At 52.5% G+C, this 22,747-nt stretch carries 22 protein-coding genes, 1 other RNA gene and 1 pseudogene; 16 read left to right on the top strand and 8 right to left on the bottom strand.

Annotation, left to right across the window (positions count from 1 at the left end; genetic code table 11):
• Positions 1-2: 2 nt before the first annotated feature.
• Positions 3-581 carry a lipoprotein gene (locus tag GC087_RS17800; RefSeq protein WP_324028937.1) on the bottom strand — a complete coding sequence of 193 codons (579 nt, stop codon included), beginning with the start codon at positions 579-581 and terminating at the stop codon, positions 3-5.
• 266 nt (positions 582-847) lie between these two features.
• Here GC087_RS17800 and bolA point away from each other — a divergent pair, with 266 nt between their 5' ends.
• The 9 genes from bolA to GC087_RS17755 all read left to right on the top strand — a co-directional run bounded on the left by bolA (position 848) and on the right by GC087_RS17755 (position 11,235).
• Complete coding sequence (bolA, locus tag GC087_RS17795; protein WP_006117961.1) at positions 848-1,162, top strand: transcriptional regulator BolA; 315 nt, start codon at positions 848-850, stop codon at positions 1,160-1,162.
• Positions 1,163-1,456: 294 nt separating this feature from the next.
• Complete coding sequence (tig, locus tag GC087_RS17790; RefSeq protein WP_033738663.1) at positions 1,457-2,761, top strand: trigger factor; 1,305 nt, start codon at positions 1,457-1,459, stop codon at positions 2,759-2,761.
• A 335-nt stretch (positions 2,762-3,096) separates the two neighbouring features.
• The gene (gene clpP / locus GC087_RS17785) at positions 3,097-3,720 is read left to right on the top strand and encodes an ATP-dependent Clp endopeptidase proteolytic subunit ClpP (RefSeq protein WP_006117959.1); all 624 of its coding nucleotides are present in this window, start codon (positions 3,097-3,099) and stop codon (positions 3,718-3,720) included.
• A 132-nt stretch (positions 3,721-3,852) separates the two neighbouring features.
• Complete coding sequence (clpX, locus tag GC087_RS17780) at positions 3,853-5,124, top strand: ATP-dependent protease ATP-binding subunit ClpX (RefSeq protein ID WP_033738665.1); 1,272 nt, start codon at positions 3,853-3,855, stop codon at positions 5,122-5,124.
• Positions 5,125-5,310: 186 nt separating this feature from the next.
• Positions 5,311-7,665: an endopeptidase La gene (lon, locus tag GC087_RS17775; protein ID WP_033738666.1), complete on the top strand. Its 2,355-nt coding sequence runs from the start codon at positions 5,311-5,313 to the stop codon at positions 7,663-7,665.
• Between the two features lie 215 nt (positions 7,666-7,880).
• Positions 7,881-8,153: a nucleoid-associated protein HU-beta gene (gene hupB / locus GC087_RS17770; RefSeq protein ID WP_006117956.1), complete on the top strand. Its 273-nt coding sequence runs from the start codon at positions 7,881-7,883 to the stop codon at positions 8,151-8,153.
• 250 nt (positions 8,154-8,403) lie between these two features.
• Entirely contained in the window at positions 8,404-10,272 is a 1,869-nt protein-coding gene (gene ppiD, locus GC087_RS17765) for a peptidylprolyl isomerase (protein ID WP_039338626.1), read from the top strand.
• Positions 10,273-10,411: 139 nt separating this feature from the next.
• Entirely contained in the window at positions 10,412-10,735 is a 324-nt protein-coding gene (locus tag GC087_RS17760; protein WP_033738667.1) for a helix-hairpin-helix domain-containing protein, read from the top strand.
• A 95-nt stretch (positions 10,736-10,830) separates the two neighbouring features.
• A complete protein-coding gene (locus GC087_RS17755; protein WP_324028935.1) occupies positions 10,831-11,235 on the top strand; it encodes a YbgC/FadM family acyl-CoA thioesterase in 405 nt (134 codons plus the stop codon).
• A gap of 36 nt (positions 11,236-11,271) precedes the next feature.
• Here the strand turns inward: GC087_RS17755 and queC are convergent, their stop codons facing one another.
• Both queC and GC087_RS17745 read right to left on the bottom strand, forming a co-directional pair.
• The gene (queC, locus tag GC087_RS17750) at positions 11,272-11,967 is read right to left on the bottom strand and encodes a 7-cyano-7-deazaguanine synthase QueC (RefSeq protein WP_006117951.1); all 696 of its coding nucleotides are present in this window, start codon (positions 11,965-11,967) and stop codon (positions 11,272-11,274) included.
• Positions 11,968-12,075: 108 nt separating this feature from the next.
• Complete coding sequence (locus GC087_RS17745; RefSeq protein WP_324028933.1) at positions 12,076-13,110, bottom strand: PLP-dependent cysteine synthase family protein; 1,035 nt, start codon at positions 13,108-13,110, stop codon at positions 12,076-12,078.
• A 116-nt stretch (positions 13,111-13,226) separates the two neighbouring features.
• On the opposite strand from GC087_RS17745, the gene GC087_RS17740 reads away from it, so the two are divergent.
• From GC087_RS17740 to amtB, 5 genes are all read left to right on the top strand, one after another.
• Entirely contained in the window at positions 13,227-13,688 is a 462-nt protein-coding gene (locus GC087_RS17740; protein ID WP_033738670.1) for an Lrp/AsnC family transcriptional regulator, read from the top strand.
• Positions 13,689-13,712: 24 nt separating this feature from the next.
• Positions 13,713-15,461 carry a SmdA family multidrug ABC transporter permease/ATP-binding protein gene (locus GC087_RS17735; RefSeq protein ID WP_324028931.1) on the top strand — a complete coding sequence of 583 codons (1,749 nt, stop codon included), beginning with the start codon at positions 13,713-13,715 and terminating at the stop codon, positions 15,459-15,461.
• A gap of 13 nt (positions 15,462-15,474) precedes the next feature.
• Complete coding sequence (locus tag GC087_RS17730) at positions 15,475-17,250, top strand: SmdB family multidrug efflux ABC transporter permease/ATP-binding protein (RefSeq protein WP_324028929.1); 1,776 nt, start codon at positions 15,475-15,477, stop codon at positions 17,248-17,250.
• Positions 17,251-17,507: 257 nt separating this feature from the next.
• A complete protein-coding gene (gene glnK / locus GC087_RS17725; protein ID WP_003850469.1) occupies positions 17,508-17,846 on the top strand; it encodes a P-II family nitrogen regulator in 339 nt (112 codons plus the stop codon).
• 33 nt (positions 17,847-17,879) lie between these two features.
• Complete coding sequence (gene amtB / locus GC087_RS17720) at positions 17,880-19,166, top strand: ammonium transporter AmtB (RefSeq protein ID WP_033738675.1); 1,287 nt, start codon at positions 17,880-17,882, stop codon at positions 19,164-19,166.
• Positions 19,167-19,214: 48 nt separating this feature from the next.
• Here amtB and tesB read toward each other — a convergent pair whose 3' ends face one another.
• Positions 19,215-20,078, bottom strand: a complete 864-nt coding sequence (gene tesB, locus GC087_RS17715) for an acyl-CoA thioesterase II (protein ID WP_006117944.1) — start codon at positions 20,076-20,078, stop codon at positions 19,215-19,217.
• Positions 20,079-20,270: 192 nt separating this feature from the next.
• Between tesB and GC087_RS17710 the strand changes: the two genes are divergently transcribed.
• Positions 20,271-20,828: a YbaY family lipoprotein gene (locus tag GC087_RS17710; protein ID WP_006117943.1), complete on the top strand. Its 558-nt coding sequence runs from the start codon at positions 20,271-20,273 to the stop codon at positions 20,826-20,828.
• Positions 20,829-20,872: 44 nt separating this feature from the next.
• Here the strand turns inward: GC087_RS17710 and GC087_RS17705 are convergent.
• A pseudogene (locus GC087_RS17705) lies at positions 20,873-21,211 on the bottom strand (MGMT family protein); the annotation flags it as partial.
• Between the two features lie 134 nt (positions 21,212-21,345).
• On the opposite strand from GC087_RS17705, the gene ffs reads away from it, so the two are divergent.
• Positions 21,346-21,442, top strand: an RNA gene (ffs, locus tag GC087_RS17700) — signal recognition particle sRNA small type.
• Positions 21,443-21,609: 167 nt separating this feature from the next.
• On the opposite strand, the gene GC087_RS17695 is transcribed toward ffs, so the two are convergent.
• The 3 genes from GC087_RS17695 to GC087_RS17685 form a co-directional block, all read right to left on the bottom strand.
• Positions 21,610-21,825, bottom strand: a complete 216-nt coding sequence (locus GC087_RS17695) for a hemolysin expression-modulating protein Hha (protein ID WP_006117940.1) — start codon at positions 21,823-21,825, stop codon at positions 21,610-21,612.
• Between the two features lie 24 nt (positions 21,826-21,849).
• Positions 21,850-22,227 (bottom strand): Hha toxicity modulator TomB, encoded by a 378-nt coding sequence (tomB, locus tag GC087_RS17690; RefSeq protein WP_039338473.1) that lies wholly within the window; start codon positions 22,225-22,227, stop codon positions 21,850-21,852.
• 146 nt (positions 22,228-22,373) lie between these two features.
• Positions 22,374-22,727, bottom strand: a complete 354-nt coding sequence (locus GC087_RS17685) for a hypothetical protein (RefSeq protein ID WP_058701148.1) — start codon at positions 22,725-22,727, stop codon at positions 22,374-22,376.
• Positions 22,728-22,747 lie beyond the last annotated feature (20 nt).

Here is a 22,747-nt window from a genome sequence, read left to right as displayed (position 1 = left end):
GATTAACGGGCGTTTTGTTTGATGAAGTCGTTGACGCTGGTGTCCTGCGCCATATCGGCGATCACGTCGCTCAGCGTAGAATTCACCGCATTGGTGATTTTCTGATTGGTGGCGCTGAAAGCCCCTTCTACGCTGTAGGTCTGGCGGTAATTTTTAATCTGTTTATTGCCATTTTTCGCGGTCGCCACGATAGAGATATCCGCCTTGGTGGTAATGCTGTAACGCACATCACCCTGGGTGACGTCGGCATACAGATTATTGACGATGATTTGCAGATCAACCGCGCCATAAGGACCGACCATATAGCCGCGCGCTGTCATTTGTTTCTCCAGCACTTCCTGAAGTAAGAAACGCAGATCGCGCGACGGGGTCAGGCTGACCAGTTGTCCATCGCGATTAACTTTTGCCAGCGCCTGATCGCGACGCTGATCGGCGCCGTTGATACTCACCGTAATGCCCATCAGGCTCGGATCGCGCTGTGGCAGCTGAATCTTAGGTTGAATGGTCAATGTGTTGTTGCTGGAAGCGCAACCGGCCAGGATAAAAGCAGCCAGCAGCGGGAATAACAGTTTTTTCAACATACGCTTTCTCGTTAGTGTCATGGGTTGGTGTGCAAAAACTGCGGCCATCATAGCAAAGCGGTGCAGTGAATAAAGCCCTTTGCCACAAGGTAAACCACGCAAGGCGCTTTTTCTTGCTCTCTACCTTTTCATATTCCCCGCCTGACAAGGCACAAGCGAAGAGGGCGACGGAGTGATAATATTGCGTCCGCTGTCGCGTTGCGCAGCCAAAAACGGACTAATATTTAAACAGATGGGGCACAGCGCTCGCCATTGAGGGTAAAACCATGATTCGAGAACAGATAGAAGAGAAGCTGCGCCTGGCTTTTGAGCCGGCTCATCTGGAAGTGCATGATGAAAGCTACCGACACAATGTGCCTGCCGGTTCCGAAAGCCATTTCAAAGTGGTGATTGTCAGCGACGTTTTTACCGGTCAGCGTTTTCTCGCCCGTCATCGCGCAATTTATGGTGAACTCAGTGCTGAGCTGGCGGGAAGTGTTCACGCACTGGCCTTGCATACTTATACCCTGAAAGAGTGGGAAGGATTGCAGGATACGGTACTCGCTTCGCCGAACTGTCGCGGTGCGGGCACACTCGCATAACACCCTCTCTTTTTAAACGGCCTGCGGGCCGTTTTTGTGTTTTATCCTTGCTAAACGCGTTACCTGGCTCAAAAAAGCAGCAAACTCCCTGAAAAGTGGTGACTTAGCGTCCTCGACTCATCTCAGTGATGCCGCTATAATGCTGCGTCTATTTTTCCGGAATGTCTTCGGGACGCTTCTGGTAACAGGGATCAGGTTCTCTTCACGGAAGCCGTCCCGGTTGTTAGATACGGCGCATTAATTAATGTGTGGTGTCTGAAGTTGACCGAGCACGTGATTTTTTGAGGTAACAAGATGCAAGTTTCTGTAGAAACCACTCAGGGCCTGGGCCGTCGCATTACGATTACTGTCGCAGCTGACAGCATCGAAAGCGCCGTTAAAAAAGAACTGGTGGATGTGGCGAAGAAAGTCCGTATCGATGGTTTCCGTAAAGGCAAAGTGCCCATGAACATCGTCGCGCAGCGCTACGGTGCTTCTGTGCGCCAGGACGTGCTGGGCGATCTGATGACGCGTAACTTTGTTGACGCCATCATCAAAGAGAAGATCAATCCGGCTGGCGCGCCTAACTATGTGCCAGGCGAATACAAAGAAGGTCAGGACTTCACCTATGCGGTTGAGTTCGAAGTGTATCCAGAAGTTGAGCTGAAAGGCCTGGAAAACATCGAAGTTGAAAAGCCTCAGGTCGAAGTGACCGATGCCGATGTCGATACCATGCTGGAAACGCTGCGCAAGCAGCAGGCTAACTGGATTGAAACCGACGCTGCAGCGGGTGCTGAAGACCGCGCTACCCTCGATTTCACCGGTTCTGTTGACGGCGAAGAATTCGAAGGCGGTAAAGCATCTGACTTCGTTCTGGCCATGGGCCAGGGCCGTATGATCCCAGGCTTTGAAGAAGGCGTTGTGGGTCACAAAGCAGGCGAAACCTTCACTATCGACGTGAAATTCCCTGACGACTACCACGCGGAAAACCTGAAAGGGAAAGACGCGAAGTTCGAGATCGTGCTGAAGAAAGTGGAAACGCGCGAACTGCCAGAACTGACCGAAGAATTCATCAAGCGTTTCGGCGTGGAAGATGGTTCGGTTGCGGGCCTGCGTGCGGAAGTGCGTAAGAACATGGAACGTGAGCTGAAAGGCGCGATTCGTAACCGCGTGAAGACACAGGCTATCGACGGTCTGGTTGAAGCGAACCCTATTGATGTGCCTGCTGCGCTGATCGACAGCGAAATCGACGTTCTGCGTCGTCAGGCTGCACAACGCTTTGGTGGTAACGAGAAGCAAGCGCTGGAACTGCCACGCGAACTGTTCGAAGAGCAGGCGAAGCGTCGCGTTGTGGTCGGTCTGCTGCTGGGCGAAGTGATTCGCACGCACGAGCTGAAAGCCGATGAAGATCGCGTTAAAGTGCTGATCGAAGAAATGGCGTCTGCTTACGAAGATCCGCAGGAAGTGATCGAGTTCTACAGCAAAAATAACGAGCTGATGAACAACATGCGCAATGTGGCGCTGGAAGAGCAGGCGGTTGAAGCTGTGCTGGCGAAAGCCAAAGTTTCTGAAAAAGAAACTAACTTCCAGGAACTGATGAATCAGACCGCTCAGGCCTGATCGTCCGTTTAACCCCTTGTGCTAAAGCCCGCGCCTGAAAAGTCGCGGGCTTTTTTCTGTAATACGCTTTCTGACAACGGGCCTGTCGCTATTTGATTAATTTTTAGGCGAATTGTTCACGCATCGCTTTTTCCGGGTTAGCGATTGATGAAAAGGTTGTTATGCTTGAAACAACTGAGCACTATCCCAAGATAGAGGGAGTATGCAAAAAACAGTTCGGCTGACTGATTAACCGTCCTGATGTTGTCGGTAAGAGGCAGAGCATAGTTTTTGTTGCTCGTCTTACGTAAAATCGGTACAGAATGTTGCCAATGAAATTTATCCAGGAGACGGTAATGTCATACAGTGGCGATCGTGAGTTTACTGCACCGCACAATGCGTTGGTGCCAATGGTGGTCGAGCAAACCTCGCGCGGCGAGCGTTCATACGATATCTATTCCCGTCTGCTTAAAGAGCGCGTTATCTTCTTAACCGGCCAGGTAGAAGATCACATGGCTAACCTGATTGTGGCCCAGATGCTGTTTCTGGAAGCGGAGAACCCGGAAAAAGATATTTACCTTTATATCAACTCACCGGGTGGCGTCATTACGGCTGGCATGTCAATTTATGACACCATGAAGTTTATCAAGCCTGACGTCAGCACCATTTGTATGGGCCAGGCCTGCTCAATGGGGGCTTTCCTGCTGACAGCCGGGACGAAAGGCAAGCGTTTCTGCCTGCCAAACTCACGCGTGATGATTCACCAACCGCTGGGTGGCTATCAGGGACAGGCGACCGACATTGAGATTCATGCGCGTGAAATTTTGAAAGTGAAGCAGCGCATGAACGAGCTGATGGCGGAACATACCGGTAAGTCACTGGAAGAAATTGAGCGTGACACTGAGCGTGACCGTTTCCTCTCCGCCAGCGAAGCGGTAGAGTATGGATTGGTCGATTCAATCCTGACGCATCGCCAATAAGCCCTAACTTCACCTTGTCTCTGGTCTATAGTTAACAGGACAAGATAATGACGGGTTGAATGAACATCGGCCGTGTACCCACGGCCAGTGCTGTACGGCTGGTACGGCCTGAGAACAAGAAGAGGTTAACTGATGACAGATAAGCGCAAAGACGGTTCAGGAAAGTTGCTGTACTGCTCTTTTTGCGGCAAAAGCCAGCATGAAGTGCGTAAGCTGATTGCCGGGCCGTCAGTGTATATCTGCGATGAGTGCGTTGATCTGTGTAACGACATTATTCGCGAAGAGATTAAAGAGGTTGCCCCGCATCGCGAACGTAGTGCGCTGCCTACGCCGCATGAGATCCGCCATCACCTCGACGATTACGTTATTGGTCAGGAACGGGCCAAAAAAGTCCTGGCCGTGGCGGTGTACAACCACTACAAACGTTTACGCAACGGGGATACCAGCAACGGTATCGAACTGGGCAAAAGTAACATTCTGCTGATCGGTCCGACCGGTAGCGGTAAAACGTTGCTGGCTGAAACCCTGGCCCGTTTACTGGATGTGCCTTTTACCATGGCGGATGCAACCACGCTGACCGAAGCCGGTTATGTGGGGGAAGACGTCGAAAATATCATCCAGAAGCTACTGCAAAAATGTGACTACGATGTGCAGAAAGCCCAACGTGGTATCGTCTATATCGATGAAATCGATAAAATTTCACGTAAATCAGACAACCCATCGATCACCCGCGACGTATCGGGTGAGGGTGTGCAGCAGGCGTTACTGAAGTTGATTGAAGGCACCGTCGCCGCCGTGCCGCCGCAGGGTGGCCGTAAGCATCCGCAGCAGGAGTTTTTGCAGGTCGATACCTCTAAGATTCTGTTTATCTGTGGTGGCGCCTTCGCCGGTCTGGATAAGGTTATCTCGCAGCGCGTTGAAACCGGTTCAGGCATTGGCTTTGGCGCAACGGTGAAAGGTAAATCACAGAAGGCAACAGAAGGCGAGTTACTGGCGCAATGTGAGCCGGAAGATCTGATCAAATTTGGCCTGATCCCAGAATTCATTGGCCGTCTGCCTGTGGTAGCCACGCTCAATGAACTGAGTGAGGAAGCGCTGATTCAGATTCTGCGTGAGCCGAAAAACGCACTCACCAAGCAGTATCAGGCGTTGTTTAACCTGGAAGGCGTTGAGCTGGAGTTCCGTGACGAAGCCCTGACGGCGATTGCTAAAAAGGCGATGTCACGTAAAACCGGTGCGCGCGGTCTGCGTTCTATCGTGGAAGGCGCGCTGCTCGAAACCATGTACGATCTGCCGTCCATGGAAGATGTCGAGAAAGTGGTGATTGATGAGTCGGTGATTGAAGGTCAGTCTGAACCCATGCTGATTTATGGCAAGCACGAAGCTCAGGCTTCTGGCGAATAAATAAACAAATCGTCCACATTGTGCCATCTATAAAGGGGAAAATCTTTCCCCTTTTGCATTTCTCACCGTTGTGACATTGAATGTCTGACAATCATCCCCATATACTCAGACACCTGTGGGTTTGACCGCACACCTGCCTGATGCGGTACCCATCACCTTGCGGACACTAAACTAAGAGAGAGCTCTATGAATCCTGAGCGTTCTGAACGCATTGAAATCCCCGTCCTGCCGTTGCGCGACGTGGTAGTTTATCCGCACATGGTAATTCCGTTGTTTGTTGGCCGGGAAAAATCAATTCGGTGCCTCGAAGCCGCAATGGATCATGATAAAAAGATCATGCTGGTCGCACAGAAAGAGGCTTCAACGGATGAACCTGGCATAAACGATCTTTTTTCAGTGGGTACCATTGCCTCCGTACTGCAGATGTTAAAACTGCCAGACGGAACGGTAAAAGTGCTGGTTGAAGGTTTACAGCGTGCCAATATCACTACGCTGGCTGACAACGGTGACCATTTTGTCGCCCAGGCGGAATATCTGGTCTCTCCGGAGATTGAAGAGCGCGAGCAGGAAGTGCTGGTGCGCACGGCGATCAATCAGTTTGAAGGCTATATCAAACTGAATAAAAAGATCCCGCCTGAGGTCTTAACGTCACTGAACAATATTGATGATGCGGCGCGCCTGGCGGATACGGTGGCGGCGCACATGCCATTAAAACTCGCGGATAAACAGTCAGTGCTGGAGATGTCAGACGTCAATGAACGTCTGGAATATCTGATGGCCATGATGGAATCTGAAATCGATCTGCTGCAGGTTGAGAAACGCATTCGCAATCGCGTCAAAAAGCAGATGGAAAAGAGCCAGCGTGAGTACTACCTGAATGAGCAGATGAAGGCCATTCAGAAAGAGCTGGGCGAGATGGATGATACGCCTGACGAGTACGAAGCGTTAAAACGTAAAATCGATGCGGCCAAAATGCCGCAGGAAGCGCGTGAGAAAGCTGAAGCAGAACTGCAGAAGCTGAAAATGATGTCGCCGATGTCTGCCGAGGCGACCGTGGTGCGCGGCTATATCGACTGGATGGTTCAGGTTCCGTGGAATGCGCGCAGCAAAGTGAAGAAAGATCTGCGCAAAGCCCAGGAAACGCTGGATACCGACCATTATGGCCTGGAACGCGTCAAAGACCGCATCCTTGAGTACCTTGCGGTGCAAAGTCGCGTCAGCAAAATTAAAGGGCCGATTCTGTGTCTGGTGGGACCGCCGGGCGTGGGTAAAACCTCGCTGGGTCAGTCTATTGCGAAAGCAACCGGGCGTAAGTATGTACGCATGGCCCTCGGCGGCGTGCGGGATGAAGCGGAAATTCGCGGTCATCGCCGTACCTATATTGGCTCTATGCCGGGCAAGTTGATTCAGAAGATGGCGAAAGTCGGCGTGAAAAACCCGCTGTTCCTGTTGGATGAAATCGACAAAATGTCGTCGGATATGCGCGGCGATCCGGCCTCAGCGCTGCTGGAAGTGCTGGATCCTGAACAGAACATCGCCTTTAACGATCACTATCTGGAAGTCGATTACGATCTGTCTGATGTGATGTTTGTGGCGACGTCGAACTCCATGAACATTCCGGCTCCACTGCTGGATCGTATGGAAGTGATTCGTCTTTCTGGCTATACCGAGGACGAAAAACTCAATATCGCCAAGCAGCATCTCCTGCCGAAGCAGATTGAGCGTAACGCCCTGAAGTCGTCTGAGATCACCGTCGAAGACAGCGCTATCATCGGCATCATCCGTTACTACACGCGTGAAGCTGGTGTGCGTAGCCTGGAACGTGAACTGTCCAAGCTGTGCCGTAAAGCAGTGAAAACGCTGCTGATGGACAAAACCAAAAAGCACATCACCATTAATGGTGAAAACCTGAAGGATTTCCTTGGGGTGCAGCGTTTTGACTATGGCCGCGCCGACAGCGAAAACCGCGTGGGTCAGGTAACAGGTCTGGCATGGACGGAAGTGGGTGGCGATTTGCTGACCATTGAAACCGCCTGTGTACCGGGCAAAGGCAAGCTGACTTATACCGGTTCGCTGGGCGAAGTCATGCAGGAATCCATTCAGGCCGCGCTGACTGTCGTCCGCGCCCGGGCGGAAAAACTGGGTATCAATGGCGATTTCTATGAAAAACGCGATATCCATGTGCACGTACCGGAAGGCGCGACGCCGAAAGATGGTCCCAGTGCCGGTATTGCCATGTGTACTGCCCTGGTGTCCTGCCTGACCGGTAACCCGGTGCGTTCAAACGTCGCGATGACCGGCGAGATCACCCTGCGTGGTCAGGTCCTGCCTATCGGCGGGCTGAAAGAGAAGCTGCTGGCGGCACACCGCGGTGGTATTAAAGTGGTGCTGATCCCGGACGAAAACAAACGCGATCTGGAAGAAATTCCTCAGAACGTGATTGCCGATCTGGAAATTCATCCGGTCAAGCGTATTGAGGAAGTGCTGAACCTGGCACTGGAAAACGCGCCTTACGGTATGCAGGTAGCAACCGCAAAATAGTGATTAATGGCATAAAGCGTTAAAAAGCCGCGCTGGCAACACCAATTGGTGCTTGCCAGCTTTTTTTTGTCCCGCTAATTTAGGTGGCTGCTGAAGCGATGTTATAAGAGGATTACCGTTGTTTCGGCATATAAGGCTTGATATAACTTGCTGCGCGTTCGTGCCCGACAGGAAGCGTGGGTACGATGTGAAATAATAAAGAGGGGATGAATAGAGTGAATAAGTCACAACTGATCGATAAAATTGCTGCCGATGCCGACATTTCTAAAGCAGCAGCAGGACGTGTTTTAGATGCATTTATGGGCTCTGTTTCTGACGCGCTGAAAAGCGGAGATGAAGTGGCGCTGGTAGGTTTCGGCACTTTCTCAGTACGTGAGCGTGCAGCGCGCACCGGCCGTAACCCACAAACCGGTAAAGAGATTACTATCCCGGCAGGTAAAGTACCGGGTTTCCGTGCAGGTAAGGCACTGAAAGACGCTGTCAACTAATGACAACGCCACCACTCAATAACACATTTTCTTGAGTGGATTAGAGGACGGTTAACGCGTTCTCATGTAACATACGGGCACATCAATAAGATGTGCCTTTTTTACATCCGGAGAGGCGGTTTAAGGTTGCGAGACTTGTCTCAACAGGATGCATGCTGCCAGCCAGACTTGCAGCGGAGTAATGCGTCGGGAAGATGGCGTTATTGCGGCAGGGCTTTACATTCACACTACAGCGGAGTGTTGTCATACCATGATGGACAATTTACGCGCGGCGTCGAACCATGTCGTGCTCAAGATTATTTTGGGGTTGATCATTCTCTCCTTTGTGCTGACCGGCGTTGGCAACTATCTGATTGGCGGTAACAACGATTATGCGGCCAAAGTTAATGGCCAGGAGATCAGCCGTGCGCAGTTAGAGCAGGCGTTCAACAACGAGCGCAATCGTCAGCAGCAGATGCTGGGTGATCAGTTCTCGCAGCTTGCGGGCAACGAAGGTTACATGCAGCAGATGCGCCAGCAGGCGCTGTCTCAGCTGATTGACCAGGCATTACTGGATACCTACATAAAAGATCTGCATATTGCCATCAGTGACGATCAGGTCAAACAGGCTATCTTCAGCCAGTCTGCGTTTCAGACCAACGGCAAGTTCGATAATGCTAAATACAATGCGATGATCCGCAATATGGGATTCACGCCGGATCAGTATGCCGAAGCGTTGCGTAAACAACTGGCCACCCAACAGCTGATCAATGCGGTCGCGAATACCGATTTTATGCTGAAAAATGAAACCACTAAGCTGGTGGATTTGGTGGCGCAAAAGCGTGATATTCAGACGGCTACCCTCGATGTGAATGCTCTGGCTGCAAAGCAAACCGTCAATGACGACGAAATCAACCAGTATTATCAGCAGCATAAAAGCAGCTTTATGGCCCCTGAGCAGTTCCGCGTAAGCTATATCAAACTGGATGCCGCCAGCATGCAGGAAAATGCCAGCGATGCGGATATTCAGGCCTGGTACGATCAACATAAAGCGGACTACACGCAGCCCCAGCGCGATCGTTACAGCGTGATTCAGACCAAAACCGAAGCCGATGCCGACGCTATTCTGGCGCAGCTGAAAGGCGGCGCGGATTTCGCGGAACTGGCAAAAACCAAATCCATTGACCCAATCTCTTCCCGTAAAGGCGGCGATATGGGCTGGCTTGAGCCGTCAACGACGCCAGACGAGCTGAAAAATGCGGGACTGAAAGAAAAGGGTCAGCTTTCCGGTGTAATCAAGTCTTCTGTGGGTTTCCTGATTGCCCGTCTTGACGACATCAAGCCTGAGCAGGTTAAACCGCTGGCGGAAGTACGTGATGAGATCGCGGACGCGGTCAAACAGGATAAAGCACAGGCGGAATTCTACAAACTGCAGCAGAAAGTCAGTGAAGCCGCGAGCAATGATAATGAGTCGCTGGCTGGTGCAGAGCAGGCGTCAGGTATGAAGGCCACAGAAACAGGCTGGTTCAGCCGTGACGATGTGCCTAAAGATCTCGACTTTGATGCCGTTAAGCAGGCCATCTTCAATGGTGGGTTAGTGGGACAAAACGGTGCGCCCGGAAATAACTCTGACATCATCAATGTCGATGGCGATCGTGCCTTTGTGCTGCGTATCAGTGCGCATAAACCCGAAGCGGTGGAACCCCTCGACAAGGTAAAAGCGCAAATCACCGAGACGATCAAGCATGATAAAGCGACGCAACAGGCAAAAGCCCAGGCTGATAAACTGTTAGCCGAGCTGAAAGCCGGTAAACCGGATGTGCTGAAAGCCGCAGGTCTGACGTTAAGCGCCAGCAAAACGGTTGACCGTAACACGCAGGATCCCGTTGCTCAGGCTGCCTTCAACCTGCCAGAGCCAGCGGATAACAAACCGTCATGGGGCGTGGGTGAGGACATGCAAGGCAATGTGGTGCTGATCGCGGTGAATAAGGTTACGACCGGTAGCCTGCCTCAGGCGCAGATTGACGAGATGGTCAAAGGCGTCACGCAAAACAACGCGCAACTGACCTTTGAAGCCTTACTGCAAAACCTGCGTAAAGCGGCCAAAATCAAATACGGTGCCGCTGCTCAAATGCAGTAATCCTCGCAAATTTCAGGTAACAGCTGAAATGACTAAAGGCCGCTTATGCGGCCTTTTCCATTTTAGAACGTTGCCCTTTGAGTCTGTTTAGCGGACATGACACGCTGAGCCTGCTGTTTAACACAAGGAGAAACACAGCATGGCTAAAACCCACTTACATGCTTTTTATCTTTCCCTCGCCCTGTGTGGCGCCCTCGTTCAAACGCCACTGGCAGCGGCGGAAACCCCCAGTGAGACACAGGCTGCACAGGTTTCAATGCCGCATCAGGAGCAGGTCAGTATCAATGAAGCCACGGCGGAGCAACTCTCGGCGGTGATGAATGGCGTTGGTCTGAAAAAGGCGCAGTCTATCGTCAGCTATCGTGAAGAATACGGGCCGTTCACGGCGGTGGATCAACTGAAAGACGTGCCTGGCTTTGGTCACGCGCTGGTGGAGCGAAATGCCTCACGGTTAAAATTGTGAAGTGAAGCGCAACTCTGATGCTTAACCTGCTGTCAGGGCGGGACTCTGCTAGAGTGAACAGGTCCAACCAGTCAATAAGCAGCAGGAGAAGGATCATGCAGACCAAGATAAAAGTGCGCGGCTATCATCTGGATGTTTACCAGCATGTTAACAATGCGCGTTATCTGGAGTTTTTAGAGGAAGCGCGCTGGCAATGGCTGGAAGAAGCAGAGGCCTTTACCTGGCTGCTTGAGCAAAAACTGGCTTTTGTGGTGGTAAACATCAATATCAATTATCGTCGCCCGGCCGTATTGGGCGACGTACTGGAGGTCAGCAGTGATATTAAGCAACTCAATGGGAAAAGTGGCATCATCACTCAACACATTTTGTTAGCGGGCAGTGAAACGGTGGTCGCGGATGCTGCACTGACGTTTGTGTGCATTGATCTTCGCACGCAAAAAGCCGTTTTGCTCGAAGGAGAACTGCGGCAGCGACTGGAAAGATTAATGAAGCCGGCCTGATTGAGGCGGCGACACGCCATCGTCGCCGCAAAAGTATTATTCCAGACCGGTTTTGGCCTTCATGGCGGCCATAATACCAGCGCGATCCTGCTGATAGGCCTTCAGGCCATTGGCCCGCAGATGGCAGGCGGCACAGTCGCCGCAACCATCGCCTTTAATGCCGTTGTAGCAGGTGAGGGTGTCTTCGCGGATTAAGGTGAGCTGCTGCCAGTAATCGGCCAGCGCCCAGGTTTCGGCTTTATTAAGCCACATCAGCGGTGTTTCAAAACGAATGTTACGCGCCATGCCCAGGCTGACGGCATGGTTGAGCGCCTTGACAAACTCATCGCGGCAGTCGGGGTAGCCCGAGAAGTCGGTCTCGCAAACGCCTGTGATGACCGCTTCCGCTTCAACCTGATAGGCATAAACTGATGCCAGGGTCAGAAACAGGATATTGCGGCCGGGGACAAAGGTGCTGGGCAGGCCGGTTGCAGTCGGGTCATACGATGGCACCGGGATGCTGTCACGCGTCAGGCTGCTCACCGCCAGCGCATTCAGCATCGTCACATCCAGCACTTTATGAGCACGGGCACCCAGCTTCAGGGCCAGGTCGCGGGCAACGTCAATCTCTTCACGATGACGCTGACCGTAATCAAAGGTCACACAGTGCACTTCATCATAACGTTGCAAAGCCTGAACCAGACAGGTGGTGGAGTCTTGCCCACCGCTAAACACCACAACAGCGCGTTTCATGAGATATCCCAGTTTAAACATTTGCGCTTATGGTAATACCTGAGTGCGCCGCTGAACAGCTGCAGGCGGCGATCACATCAGGTTATATCTGCCTGGCGGGGTGAAATATTATTCCAGTTCGCGCTGCCAGGGCGTGATATCACCAATATGTTGTGCGACCCAGTCAGGCTGGTAGTAAGTGTCAGGATAGCGCTCGCCGCTGTCGCACAGCAGGGTAACCAGTGAACCCTGTTGATCATTGTCGCGCAGGCGTTTGGCCACCTGCATCATGCCCCAGAAGTTTGTGCCGGTAGACGGGCCCGGTTTACGCCCCAGCAGGGTTTCCAGCTTAAGCATGGCGGCAATCGAGGCTGCATCCGGGACTTTGATCATTTCATCAATAACGTCGGGCATAAACGACGGCTCCACGCGCGGACGTCCAATGCCTTCAATCATGCTGCCGCGCTGACCGGTGAGCGAGGCATCACGGTTTCGCCAGTAGTCGTAAAACACGGAATGCTCCGGATCAACAACCAGCAAACGGGTATCGCATCCCTGATAGCGAATGTAGCGGCCAAGCGTGGCGGAGGTCCCACCGGTTCCCGCACTCATAATCAGCGTATGAGGAACAGGAAAAGGCTCATTCGCCATCTGGCGGAAAATACTCTCGGCAATGTTGTTATTGCCGCGCCAGTCAGTTGCCCGCTCTGCATAGGTGAACTGATCCATGAAGTGGCCATTCAGTTCCCGCGCCAGCCGTTCTGATTCGGCATAAAGCTGACAGGGATCGCTCACAAAATGACACTGTCCACCATAGAACGTGATTTGTTCGATTTTACGTCGGGCGGTACTGGTTGGCATCACGGCGATAAAGGGCAGGCCCAGCAGGCGGGCAAAATACGCCTCTGAGACGGCGGTGCTGCCCGATGACGCTTCAATCACGGGTGTACCCTGTTTGATCCAGCCATTAGCGAGAGCATAAAGAAACAATGACCGCGCCAGACGATGTTTCAGGCTGCCGCTGGGATGCGTACTTTCGTCTTTCAGATAGAACCCGATTCCCGGGAAATCGGGCAATGCAAAGCGGATCAGATGCGTATCCGCAGAGCGTTGAAAGTCAGCATTGATTTCGTTTATCGCGTGGCGTATCCAGCATGAAGACATAAGGGTTATTTCTGACCGGGTGAAAGCCCCTATTTTAAGGCACGTGCAGGAAAAAGAGCTTGCAGCTTTTGCAGTAAGATCGGCGTAATGGAGAAAAAATTTCTACCGGAGTGCGCATGTTAGATAAAATCGACCTTAAACTGCTGGCGATGCTGCAGCAGGATTGCACAGTTTCGCTCCAGGTACTGGCGGATGCGGTTAACCTCACCACCACGCCCTGCTGGAAGCGCCTGAAAAAGCTGGAAGAAGATGGCTTCATCCGCGCACGCGTTGCCCTACTTGATAATGAAAAACTCGGCCTGTCACTTACCGCCTTTATGTTTGTGAAAACCACCCAGCACAGCAAAGACTGGTATCAGGAATTTGTGTCGGTAGTGCAAAGCATGCCTGAAGTGATGGGCTTCTATCGCATGGCCGGGGAGTATGATTATCTGCTGCGTATTCAGGTTGCCGACATGAAAAGTTATGATGCCTTCTATAAGCGTTTAGTTAATGGTGTAACAGGCCTGATCGATGTGACCTCCAGCTTTGCGATGGAAGAGATCAAATACACTACAGCCCTGCCGGTTGCCCCCTGATTACCTGAGATTGAGAGCTGCCTTGTGCGATTATTCAGCCAGTTAAGTTGGTATTTTATCCGTGAGTGGCGGCGTTATCTGGGCGCCGTCACTTTATTAATCATCATTGCCGTGCTGCAACTTCTGCCGCCGTGGGTGGTTGGCGTGGTGGTTGACGGCGTAACGCATCACAGCATGAGCGCCAGCCGCATTATGATGTGGATTGGGGTGATGCTGCTGACTGCCGTCGTGGTTTATCTGCTGCGTTATGTCTGGCGCGTGCTGTTGTTTGGCGCGTCCTATCAACTCGCCGTCGAATTACGCGAGGACTTTTACCGTCAGCTCAGCCGACAGCAGCCCGCCTTTTACCTGCGCCATCGCACCGGCGATCTCATTGCCCGTGCCACGAACGATGTGGATCGCGTGGTTTTTGCTGCCGGGGAAGGCGTGCTCACGCTGGTGGATTCGCTGGTGATGGGATGTGTTGTGCTGATTGCCATGAGTACCCAAATCAGCTGGCAGTTAACGCTGATTTCGCTTATTCCGATGCCGTTTATGGCACTGGTGATTCACCGCTATGGCGAGCAACTCCATAACCGTTTCAAACTGGCTCAGGCTGCCTTTTCCAGCCTGAACGATCAAACGCAGGAGAGCCTGACCAGTATCCGTATGATCAAAGCATTTGGACTTGAGCAGCATCAGTCCCAGCAGTTTGCCGATATTGCACGCGATACCGGCGAAAAAAATCTGCGCGTCGCCCGGGTGGATGCGCGTTTCGATCCCACCATCTATATTGCCATTGGTTTTGCCAACCTGCTGGCGATAGGCGGCGGAAGCTGGCTGGTGTGGCACGGAGACATGACGCTGGGCCAGCTCACCAGCTTTGTAATGTATCTTGGCCTGATGATTTGGCCGATGCTGGCGCTGGCATGGATGTTTAACATCGTTGAACGAGGCAGCGCAGCCTGGAGCCGCATCCGCGCATTATTATCCGAAGCGCCAGTGGTGGAAGACGGTGATCACACCTTGCCTGAGCCAGCGGGAACGCTGCAGGTGGCTATCCGCGAGTTTCATTATCCCGCCAGTGCCGGTGCGGTATTAAGCAATGTCACGTTCCAGTTAAAACCGGGCGATATGCTGGGGCTGTGTGGCCCGACCGGCAGTGGTAAAACCACGTTACTGAGTCTGATTCAGCGTCATTTCGACATTCAGCAAGGTGATATTCGCTACCATGCCATCCCGCTGCCGTCGCTGCGTCTGGACAGCTGGCGCAGTCGCCTGGCCGTGGTGAGCCAAACTCCGTTCCTGTTCTCGGACAGCGTGGCCCGTAATATTGCGTTGGGTAAGCCCAACGCCACGCAGGACGAAATTGAGCAGGCGGCGAAAATGGCCTGCGTGCACGAGGATATTCTGCGTCTGCCGCAGGGCTATGAAACCGAGGTGGGCGAGCGCGGCGTCATGCTGTCGGGTGGTCAAAAACAACGTATTTCCATCGCCCGTGCCTTGCTGATGAATGCGGAAATTTTGGTGCTTGATGATGCACTCTCGGCGGTTGATGGTCGCACTGAACACGACATCCTGCATAATCTGCGGCAGTGGGGCAGAGGGCGAACGATCATTATCAGTGCGCATCGTTTGTCGGCGCTGACAGAGGCCAGCGAAATTCTGGTGCTGCAAAAAGGCACGGTGGCACAGCGTGGCGATCATGCCGGGCTGGCGAATATGCCTGGCTGGTATCGCGATATGTACCGTTACCAACAGCTGGAAGCGGCACTGGACGACGATGAGAGGTAAGAAGAGGTGGCACATGGTTAAATCACAACGTATGTGGCCAACGCTCAAACGCCTGCTCAGTTATGGCAGCCCGTGGCGCAAGTCATTGTCTCTGGCCGTGTTGATGCTGTGGATTGCGGCCGCGGCAGAAGTGACCGGTCCGGTTCTGGTGAGCTATTTTATTGATAATCTGGTCGCGAAGCATCAGATGCCGTGGGGCACGGTAGCGGGACTGGTCGTAAGTTTTATCCTGTTGCAGCTTCTGGCTGCCGCTTTGCATTACTGGCAGGCCTTACTGTTTAACCGGGCCGCCATTGGTGTGGTACAGCGCCTGCGTACCGACGCCATGAATGCGGCACTGCGCCAGCCGCTCGGCGCCTTTGATACGCAGCCGGTCGGGCAAATTATTTCCCGGGTCACGAATGATACCGAAGTTGTTCGGGATCTGTACGTCACGGTGGTGGCAACGGTGCTGCGTAGCGCCGCGCTGGTCGGTGCCATGATGGTGGCGATGTTTAGTCTGGACTGGCGCATGGCGCTGGTGGCGATGTTAATTTTCCCGATGGTGCTCATTGTGATGCTGATTTATCAGCGCTACAGCACGCCGATAGCCCGTCGTGTACGCAGCTACCTGGCAGACATTAATAATGGCTTCAATGAAGTCATCAGCGGAATGAGCGTGATACAACAGTTTCGCCAGCAGGCGCGCTTTGGTGAACGCATGCTGGAGGCCAGCCGTTCACATTATCTGGCGCGCATGGAAACGCTCAGGCTGGATGGTTTCCTGCTACGACCGCTGCTGAGCCTGTTCTCCGCGCTGATACTCTGCGGATTACTGTTGCTGTTCAGCTTTTCGGTGCCGGGTGTGTTTGAAGTTGGGGTACTTTACGCCTTTATTACCTATCTGGGGCGCCTCAATGAACCGCTGATCGAACTGACCACCCAGCAGTCGATGCTGCAACAGGCGGTCGTGGCGGGCGAACGTATTTTTGAACTCATGGATGCGCCACAGCAGCATTACGGTCATGACGATCGGCCTCTGCAATCGGGACGCATTACGCTGGAGAACCTGAGCTTTGCCTACCGGGACGATCGTGAGGTGCTGAGTAATATTGATCTCGACGTGCCTTCGCGGGGCTTTGTCGCCCTGGTGGGACATACCGGCAGCGGCAAGAGCACCCTGGCAAATTTGCTGATGGGCTATTACCCCGCCACGCGCGGCGAGGTGCGCCTGGACGATCGTCCGCTTAACCAGTATTCCCATGAGGCACTGCGTCGCGGTATCGCGATGGTACAGCAGGATCCGGTGGTGCTGGCCGACACGCTGTTAGCGAATGTACGGCTGGGTCGGGATATCAGTGAAGAGGCGGTCTGGTCGGTACTTGAACAGGTACAGCTGGCCCCGCTGGCGCGCGCCTTGCCTGACGGTATCCATACCCGACTGGGAGAGCAGGGTAATAATCTCTCGGTAGGGCAGAAACAGTTACTGGCCCTGGCTCGGGTGCTGGTGCAACTGCCGCAGATTTTAATACTGGATGAAGCTACCGCGAATATTGACTCCGGCACGGAGCAGGCGATCCAACACACGCTGCGCACCTTACGTCAATATACGACCCTGGTAGTGATTGCTCACCGCCTTTCCACTATCACCGAGGCCGATACGATTCTGGTTTTGCACCGTGGCCGCGTTGTCGAGCAGGGGAATCATCAGCAGCTGCTGGCCTTGCAGGGCCGTTACTGGCAAATGTACCAGCTGCAGCAGGCAGGTGATCGGCTCGAATCGGATGAGGTGCTGACCAGTGCCGGATGATTTGCACCTTTTTTGCGCATTTTTTCCTTGTTGACCCGTTTGGATGCACGTCTTTGTGCTTAACAGCACCAAAAGCGTGCATCCGCTTCGCTTAGTCATCCCATCACTGCGCCCTGCTTATTTATTCTGCGTTTCCTAACCCTGATTCCATCGCAGCCTGAAAAGTGATTTTGCCCATTAATTATATCTGGCACAGGCTTTGCTTAACTCTCTCCGTGTCCATGAGACCGACCTATTTTAATCCTTAAGGAGAGGCTATGAAGCTGGTTACCGTCGTGATTAAGCCGTTCAAGCTGGAAGATGTGCGAGAAGCATTGTCTTCAATTGGTATTCAGGGACTGACCGTCTCCGAAGTTAAAGGTTTTGGGCGTCAGAAAGGACATGCTGAACTCTATCGCGGGGCGGAATACAGCGTAAATTTTCTGCCGAAAGTAAAAATTGATATCGCCATTGCCGATGACCAACTGGACGAAGTAGTGGACGTAATCAGTAAAGCGGCTTACACCGGAAAAATTGGCGACGGCAAGATTTTCGTTGCTGAACTGCAGCGCGTGATTCGCATACGTACCGGCGAAACCGACGAAGCCGCACTGTAAACAAGACTCAGTAATGTGATGGGATGGAAAAAAATGAATAAAATGCTGACCAAGTTGGGCCTGACCAGCCTGGCACTGTTACCGTCGCTGGCGATGGCGGCACCTGCCGTAGCGGACAAAGCCGACAACGCCTTTATGATGATTTGCACCGCACTGGTGCTGTTTATGTCAATTCCTGGGATTGCACTGTTTTACGGCGGCCTGATCCGCAGTAAAAACGTGCTGTCGATGCTCACACAGGTTGCGGTGACCTTCTCGCTGGTGTGCGTACTGTGGGTGGTTTATGGCTATTCACTGGCCTTCAGCGAAGGCAATGCCTTCTTTGGCAGCTTCAACTGGGCCATGCTGAAAAACATTGCACTGACCGCCGTCATGGGCACCTTTTATCAGTATATTCACGTCGCGTTCCAGGCATCCTTTGCCTGTATCACGGTCGGTCTGGTCGTCGGTGCGCTGGCGGAACGTATCCGTTTCTCCGCGGTGCTGATTTTTGTCGGTGTCTGGCTGACCCTGGCTTATCTTCCCATTGCGCATATGGTCTGGGCGGGCGGCTTACTGGCTCAGGATGGCGCCCTGGACTTCGCAGGCGGCACGGTGGTGCACATTAACGCTGCGGTAGCCGGTCTGGTTGGTGCTTACCTGGTGGGCAAACGTGCCGGTTTTGGCAAAGAAGCATTCAAACCACACAACCTGCCGATGGTATTCACCGGTACTGCGATTCTGTATGTTGGCTGGTTTGGTTTTAACGCCGGTTCAGCTTCCGCTGCGAATGAAATTGCTGCTCTGGCCTTCCTGAATACCGTGGTTGCGACGGCGGGTGCGGTGCTGGCCTGGACTTTTGGCGAGTGGGCGCTGCGTGGTAAACCGTCTTTGTTAGGTGCCTGTTCTGGATTTATTGCTGGTCTGGTTGCCATCACGCCGGCTTGTGGTTATGTCGGTGTTGGCGGCGCGCTGATCATCGGTATCGTGGGTGGTCTGGCAGGTATCTGGGGCGTGACAACGCTGAAAAAATGGCTGCGCGTTGACGATCCCTGCGATGTGTTTGGTGTCCACGGTGTCTGTGGCATCATCGGTTGTATCCTGACCGGCGTGTTTGCTTCATCTTCACTGGGCGGCGTGGGTTATGCGCCTGGCGTGACCATGGGCCATCAGGTTGCGATTCAGTTGCTGAGCGTGGGCGTTACCATTGTCTGGTCTGCCGTCGTTGCCTTTATTGGCTTTAAACTGGCCGATATGATCGTCGGTCTGCGCGTACCGGAAGAGCAGGAGCGCGAAGGTCTGGACGTCAACAGCCATGGCGAGAACGCTTACAACCAGTAACTTGTCAGTCTGAATAAATAAAAAGGGGCGATGATTCGCCCCTTTTTGCTATTCGCTGCGCTGACGCATAACGCCTTCCTGCACAGTAGACGCGACCAGCTCACCCTGTTGATTGTAAAACTCCCCGCGAACAAAGCCGCGTGCACCCGATGCTGAGGTGCTTTCAACGCTGTAAAGCAGCCAGTCATTGAAGTTCAGTGGCCGATGGAACCACATAGAGTGATCAATGGTCGCCACCTGCATATCGGCTTCAAGAAAACCTTTACCATGCGGTTGTAAGGCCACAGGCAGAAAGTTGAGATCGGACGCATAGCCAAGGAGGTACTGATGGATACGCACATCGTCGGGCAGGGTGCCATTGGCCCGAATCCACACCTGACGCTGCGGTTTATCGACATGGCCTCTTAACGGGTTGTGGATCTGTACCGGGCGGATTTCCAGCGGGCGTTCAGCGACAAATTTTTCGCGTAATTTTTCCGGCAGCATATGCGCCATTTTTTGCGCCATTTGCTGCTCATTGGCCAGGTTTTCCGGTCCTTTAACCTGCGGCATCGGTTTTTGATGTTCAAACCCGCTTTCCGGAGACTGGAAGGATGCCGTCATATAAAAGATCGGCTGACCATTTTGGATGGCACTGACGCGGCGCGCGCTGAAACTTTTGCCGTCGCGCAGACTTTCAACATCGTAAATAATCGCCTTTTGGCTGTCGCCGGGGCGAAGAAAATAGCTGTGAAAGGAGTGAACGCCCCGATCCTCGGGAACGGTCTGTTTGGCCGCAAAGAGAGCCTGTCCAACGACCTGACCACCAAATACCTGACGCAGGCCCAAATCTTCGCTCTGGCCGCGAAATAACCCCTCGTCGAGTTTTTCCAGATGAATAAGATTAAGCAGATTTTCGAGTGCCTGACTCATGGCGCTATCCTGAGAAAATGTATTTTGTTAAGTGTGAAAGATCCGACCAGTTTCCGTCAACCACACTTTTGGACTTTCATCCAACCAGGCAAACTTTTGATTTTGTGCCAACATTAAAGCTATACGGCGAGTGAAACGCTGTAATAAAGATTCACTGCTAAAAATCATTCTGATCAAAAGGAGACGACATCGATGAAATTCTGGCATGTGTTAAGTGGCGTCGCGATGGCAATGGCTCTCGCAGGTTGTGCCCATAAAGGAAAACCGGTACCGACACCGACATTGGGTTCTGCGGTCGCAGGACAAACGGCGACCATCGCTCAGCCTAATGTAAGCGGGGCGGTTTATATTCGTCAGCGTATCGCGTTACCGCCTGATGCAGCCCTGACAGTGACCCTGTCTGATGCATCGGTGGCAGATGCACCGTCCAAAGTGTTGGCACAGCGCGTGGTTCGCACCGACGGGAAACAGGCGCCGTTCCATTTCATACTGCCGTTTAACCCAGCGGATGTTCAGCCAAATGCACGCATTCTGTTGAGCGCAGCTATTACGGTTAATGGCAAGCTGGCCTTTGTCACGGAAGAAGTGAAACCGGTCGTGAATCAGGGCGGCACCAAAGCCGATCTGGTGCTAGTGCCCGTGCCTTCTGTACCGATGAAGACTCAGCCTGGCGCCGTCACCACTGTGCCACCGACATCGCCCACGCAGGTTACGCCGTCCGCCGCCGTGCCGGCACCGACAACGATGTAAGGCTCTGAGGCAGGGCGGCGCGCTGTGCCGCCCTGCAGTATTAAAAACTGCCAGCGAAACTTAGCCAGATCGATCTGACCTGCCTCCGTAACTTCCACGCCTTCCGCTTCCAGCGCTTCACGCTGACGAAAAAAACGTTCGCCCTGGAGCGAAAGCGTACCGTGACGGTTAATCACCCGATGCCAGGGAAGCGTACTGCCTTCCGGTAAGCGGCTCAGAACGCCGCCCACCTGGCGCGCCGCGCGGGGCGAGCCTGCCAGTAATGCCACATCGCCATAGGTGGTAACCTTGCCGGGCGGAATGGCGGCCACAATTTGCCAGATACGTTGTTTAAAGCCGTCAGTGGTTGAGTTCATAGGCTTACCTGCCAGTAAAAGAACCATAATGCTAACATAAAGGGGGTAATTTACAGGGATCGTACAAGAAACCAACGGTCATCCGTGCCAGGCTTGCAATTGCCATAGGCTTCCCCGATAATGCCTGCGCTCTCGATATGAGGGCTTGTCAATGGGGGCCCTGTTGGTTCTCCCGCAATGCTAGCTTGTGAACTCGGTCAGGTCCGGAAGGAAGCAGCCGCAGCAGGTGACGCGTGTGCCGGGATGTAGCTGGCAGGGCCTCCACCATTTTGTCTCCACCCGATTCCTCTCTTGTCACTCGCTTTTTTTGACACGCCTCTTTCTTCGCAGGCAGGCAAAGCTCGCCTGGGCCGATCCATTGCCGGCAGGCGAGTCGAACAGAAACGGGCGGGTTAAATCAGATTAAACGTAACGCAAAAATTAACTTAGCGTACAAATTTCCATACTGACACGGGGACTTTGTCATACAGTTTGTTCATCGTCAGTTCAGCCAGGCGGTGATCGGCTGCGGAGTAAAATACGGCTAATTCATCATCGGACAATTCATACTTATTTTTCTCAATCACTCTTTCGAGCGTGTCAATTGAGCGACAACGTCTCAGTCGCATCAAATAATCAGTTTTAGTCAGGGTTTTGTTCATAAATAAACCGTTCTCACGTCAGTACTATAATGAATGGCTTGGCTGTTGAAGATAAGCGCACTCTTCTTGAAACAGATTAAATAAACGTTTTGCTGAACGTTGCCAGCGCTGCAGATCCTGAGTGTTAACGCTATAGTTGCTAAATAGCATAAAAGTATCATCAAGATATTCATCGATTTGGGTAATCAGCGCTTCGTCTTCTGCATGCTTAATTTTGTAATTCATGGTGAAAGAGGCGATATGCTCTATCAGATCGTTCAGCTGTAAATTACCATCGGCAGTAGGGTCATTTACCCAGCCATGATGGCTGTCGGTTAATGTTGCCATACTGGCGTCAAACAAACTCTCACACACGTATTTAAGCTGGGCAATATCATGCCGTTTCGGTGAGTATTCGTCCATCTTTTTCCCCTCCGTAGCTAGCAAAGTTACCGCAATGCGGCCAGGTTCGGTGAAGCGGCCAGGAAGTGGTGGTTGGGCTTATAATTAACGGACTGCATTAAGGATAGTGTAAAATCATTAGTTCTGCTCACCTCCATTACTAAATATTACAATTCATCTCCGGGTGAGGGGCGGTGATTCTCAATGGGCTCAAACACAAGCGCGGCAGGGCCGATATGAAAACTGACTTGTTCATTTTGCGTAATGGTTTCATTTAAATCCAGACAAGGATTAAATAAATTCCACTGGAAATCGTAAAGTAACTTAAATCTATTCGGTCCGGTCATCTGAACATCAATAACTTTTAAACTGTCTGGTACTAACTGAGCGTTTGCGGAATACCATTGCAAATCGCCAAACAGAGATTCTGTTATTTTGAGAATATTCCGTTCAATGATTGTAGCTAATTTTACGCAATCCGTTTCATTCTGCGCAACATCACATTCAATGCTTACTGACATAGCGTACTCATAATAAATGT

Source organism: Pantoea sp. JZ2, from assembly GCF_035191405.1.
Classification (GTDB): Bacteria; Pseudomonadota; Gammaproteobacteria; order Enterobacterales; family Enterobacteriaceae; genus Pantoea; species Pantoea stewartii.
Note: the sequence above shows the minus strand (reverse complement) of the source record. Positions and strands in the feature narration are given on the sequence as shown.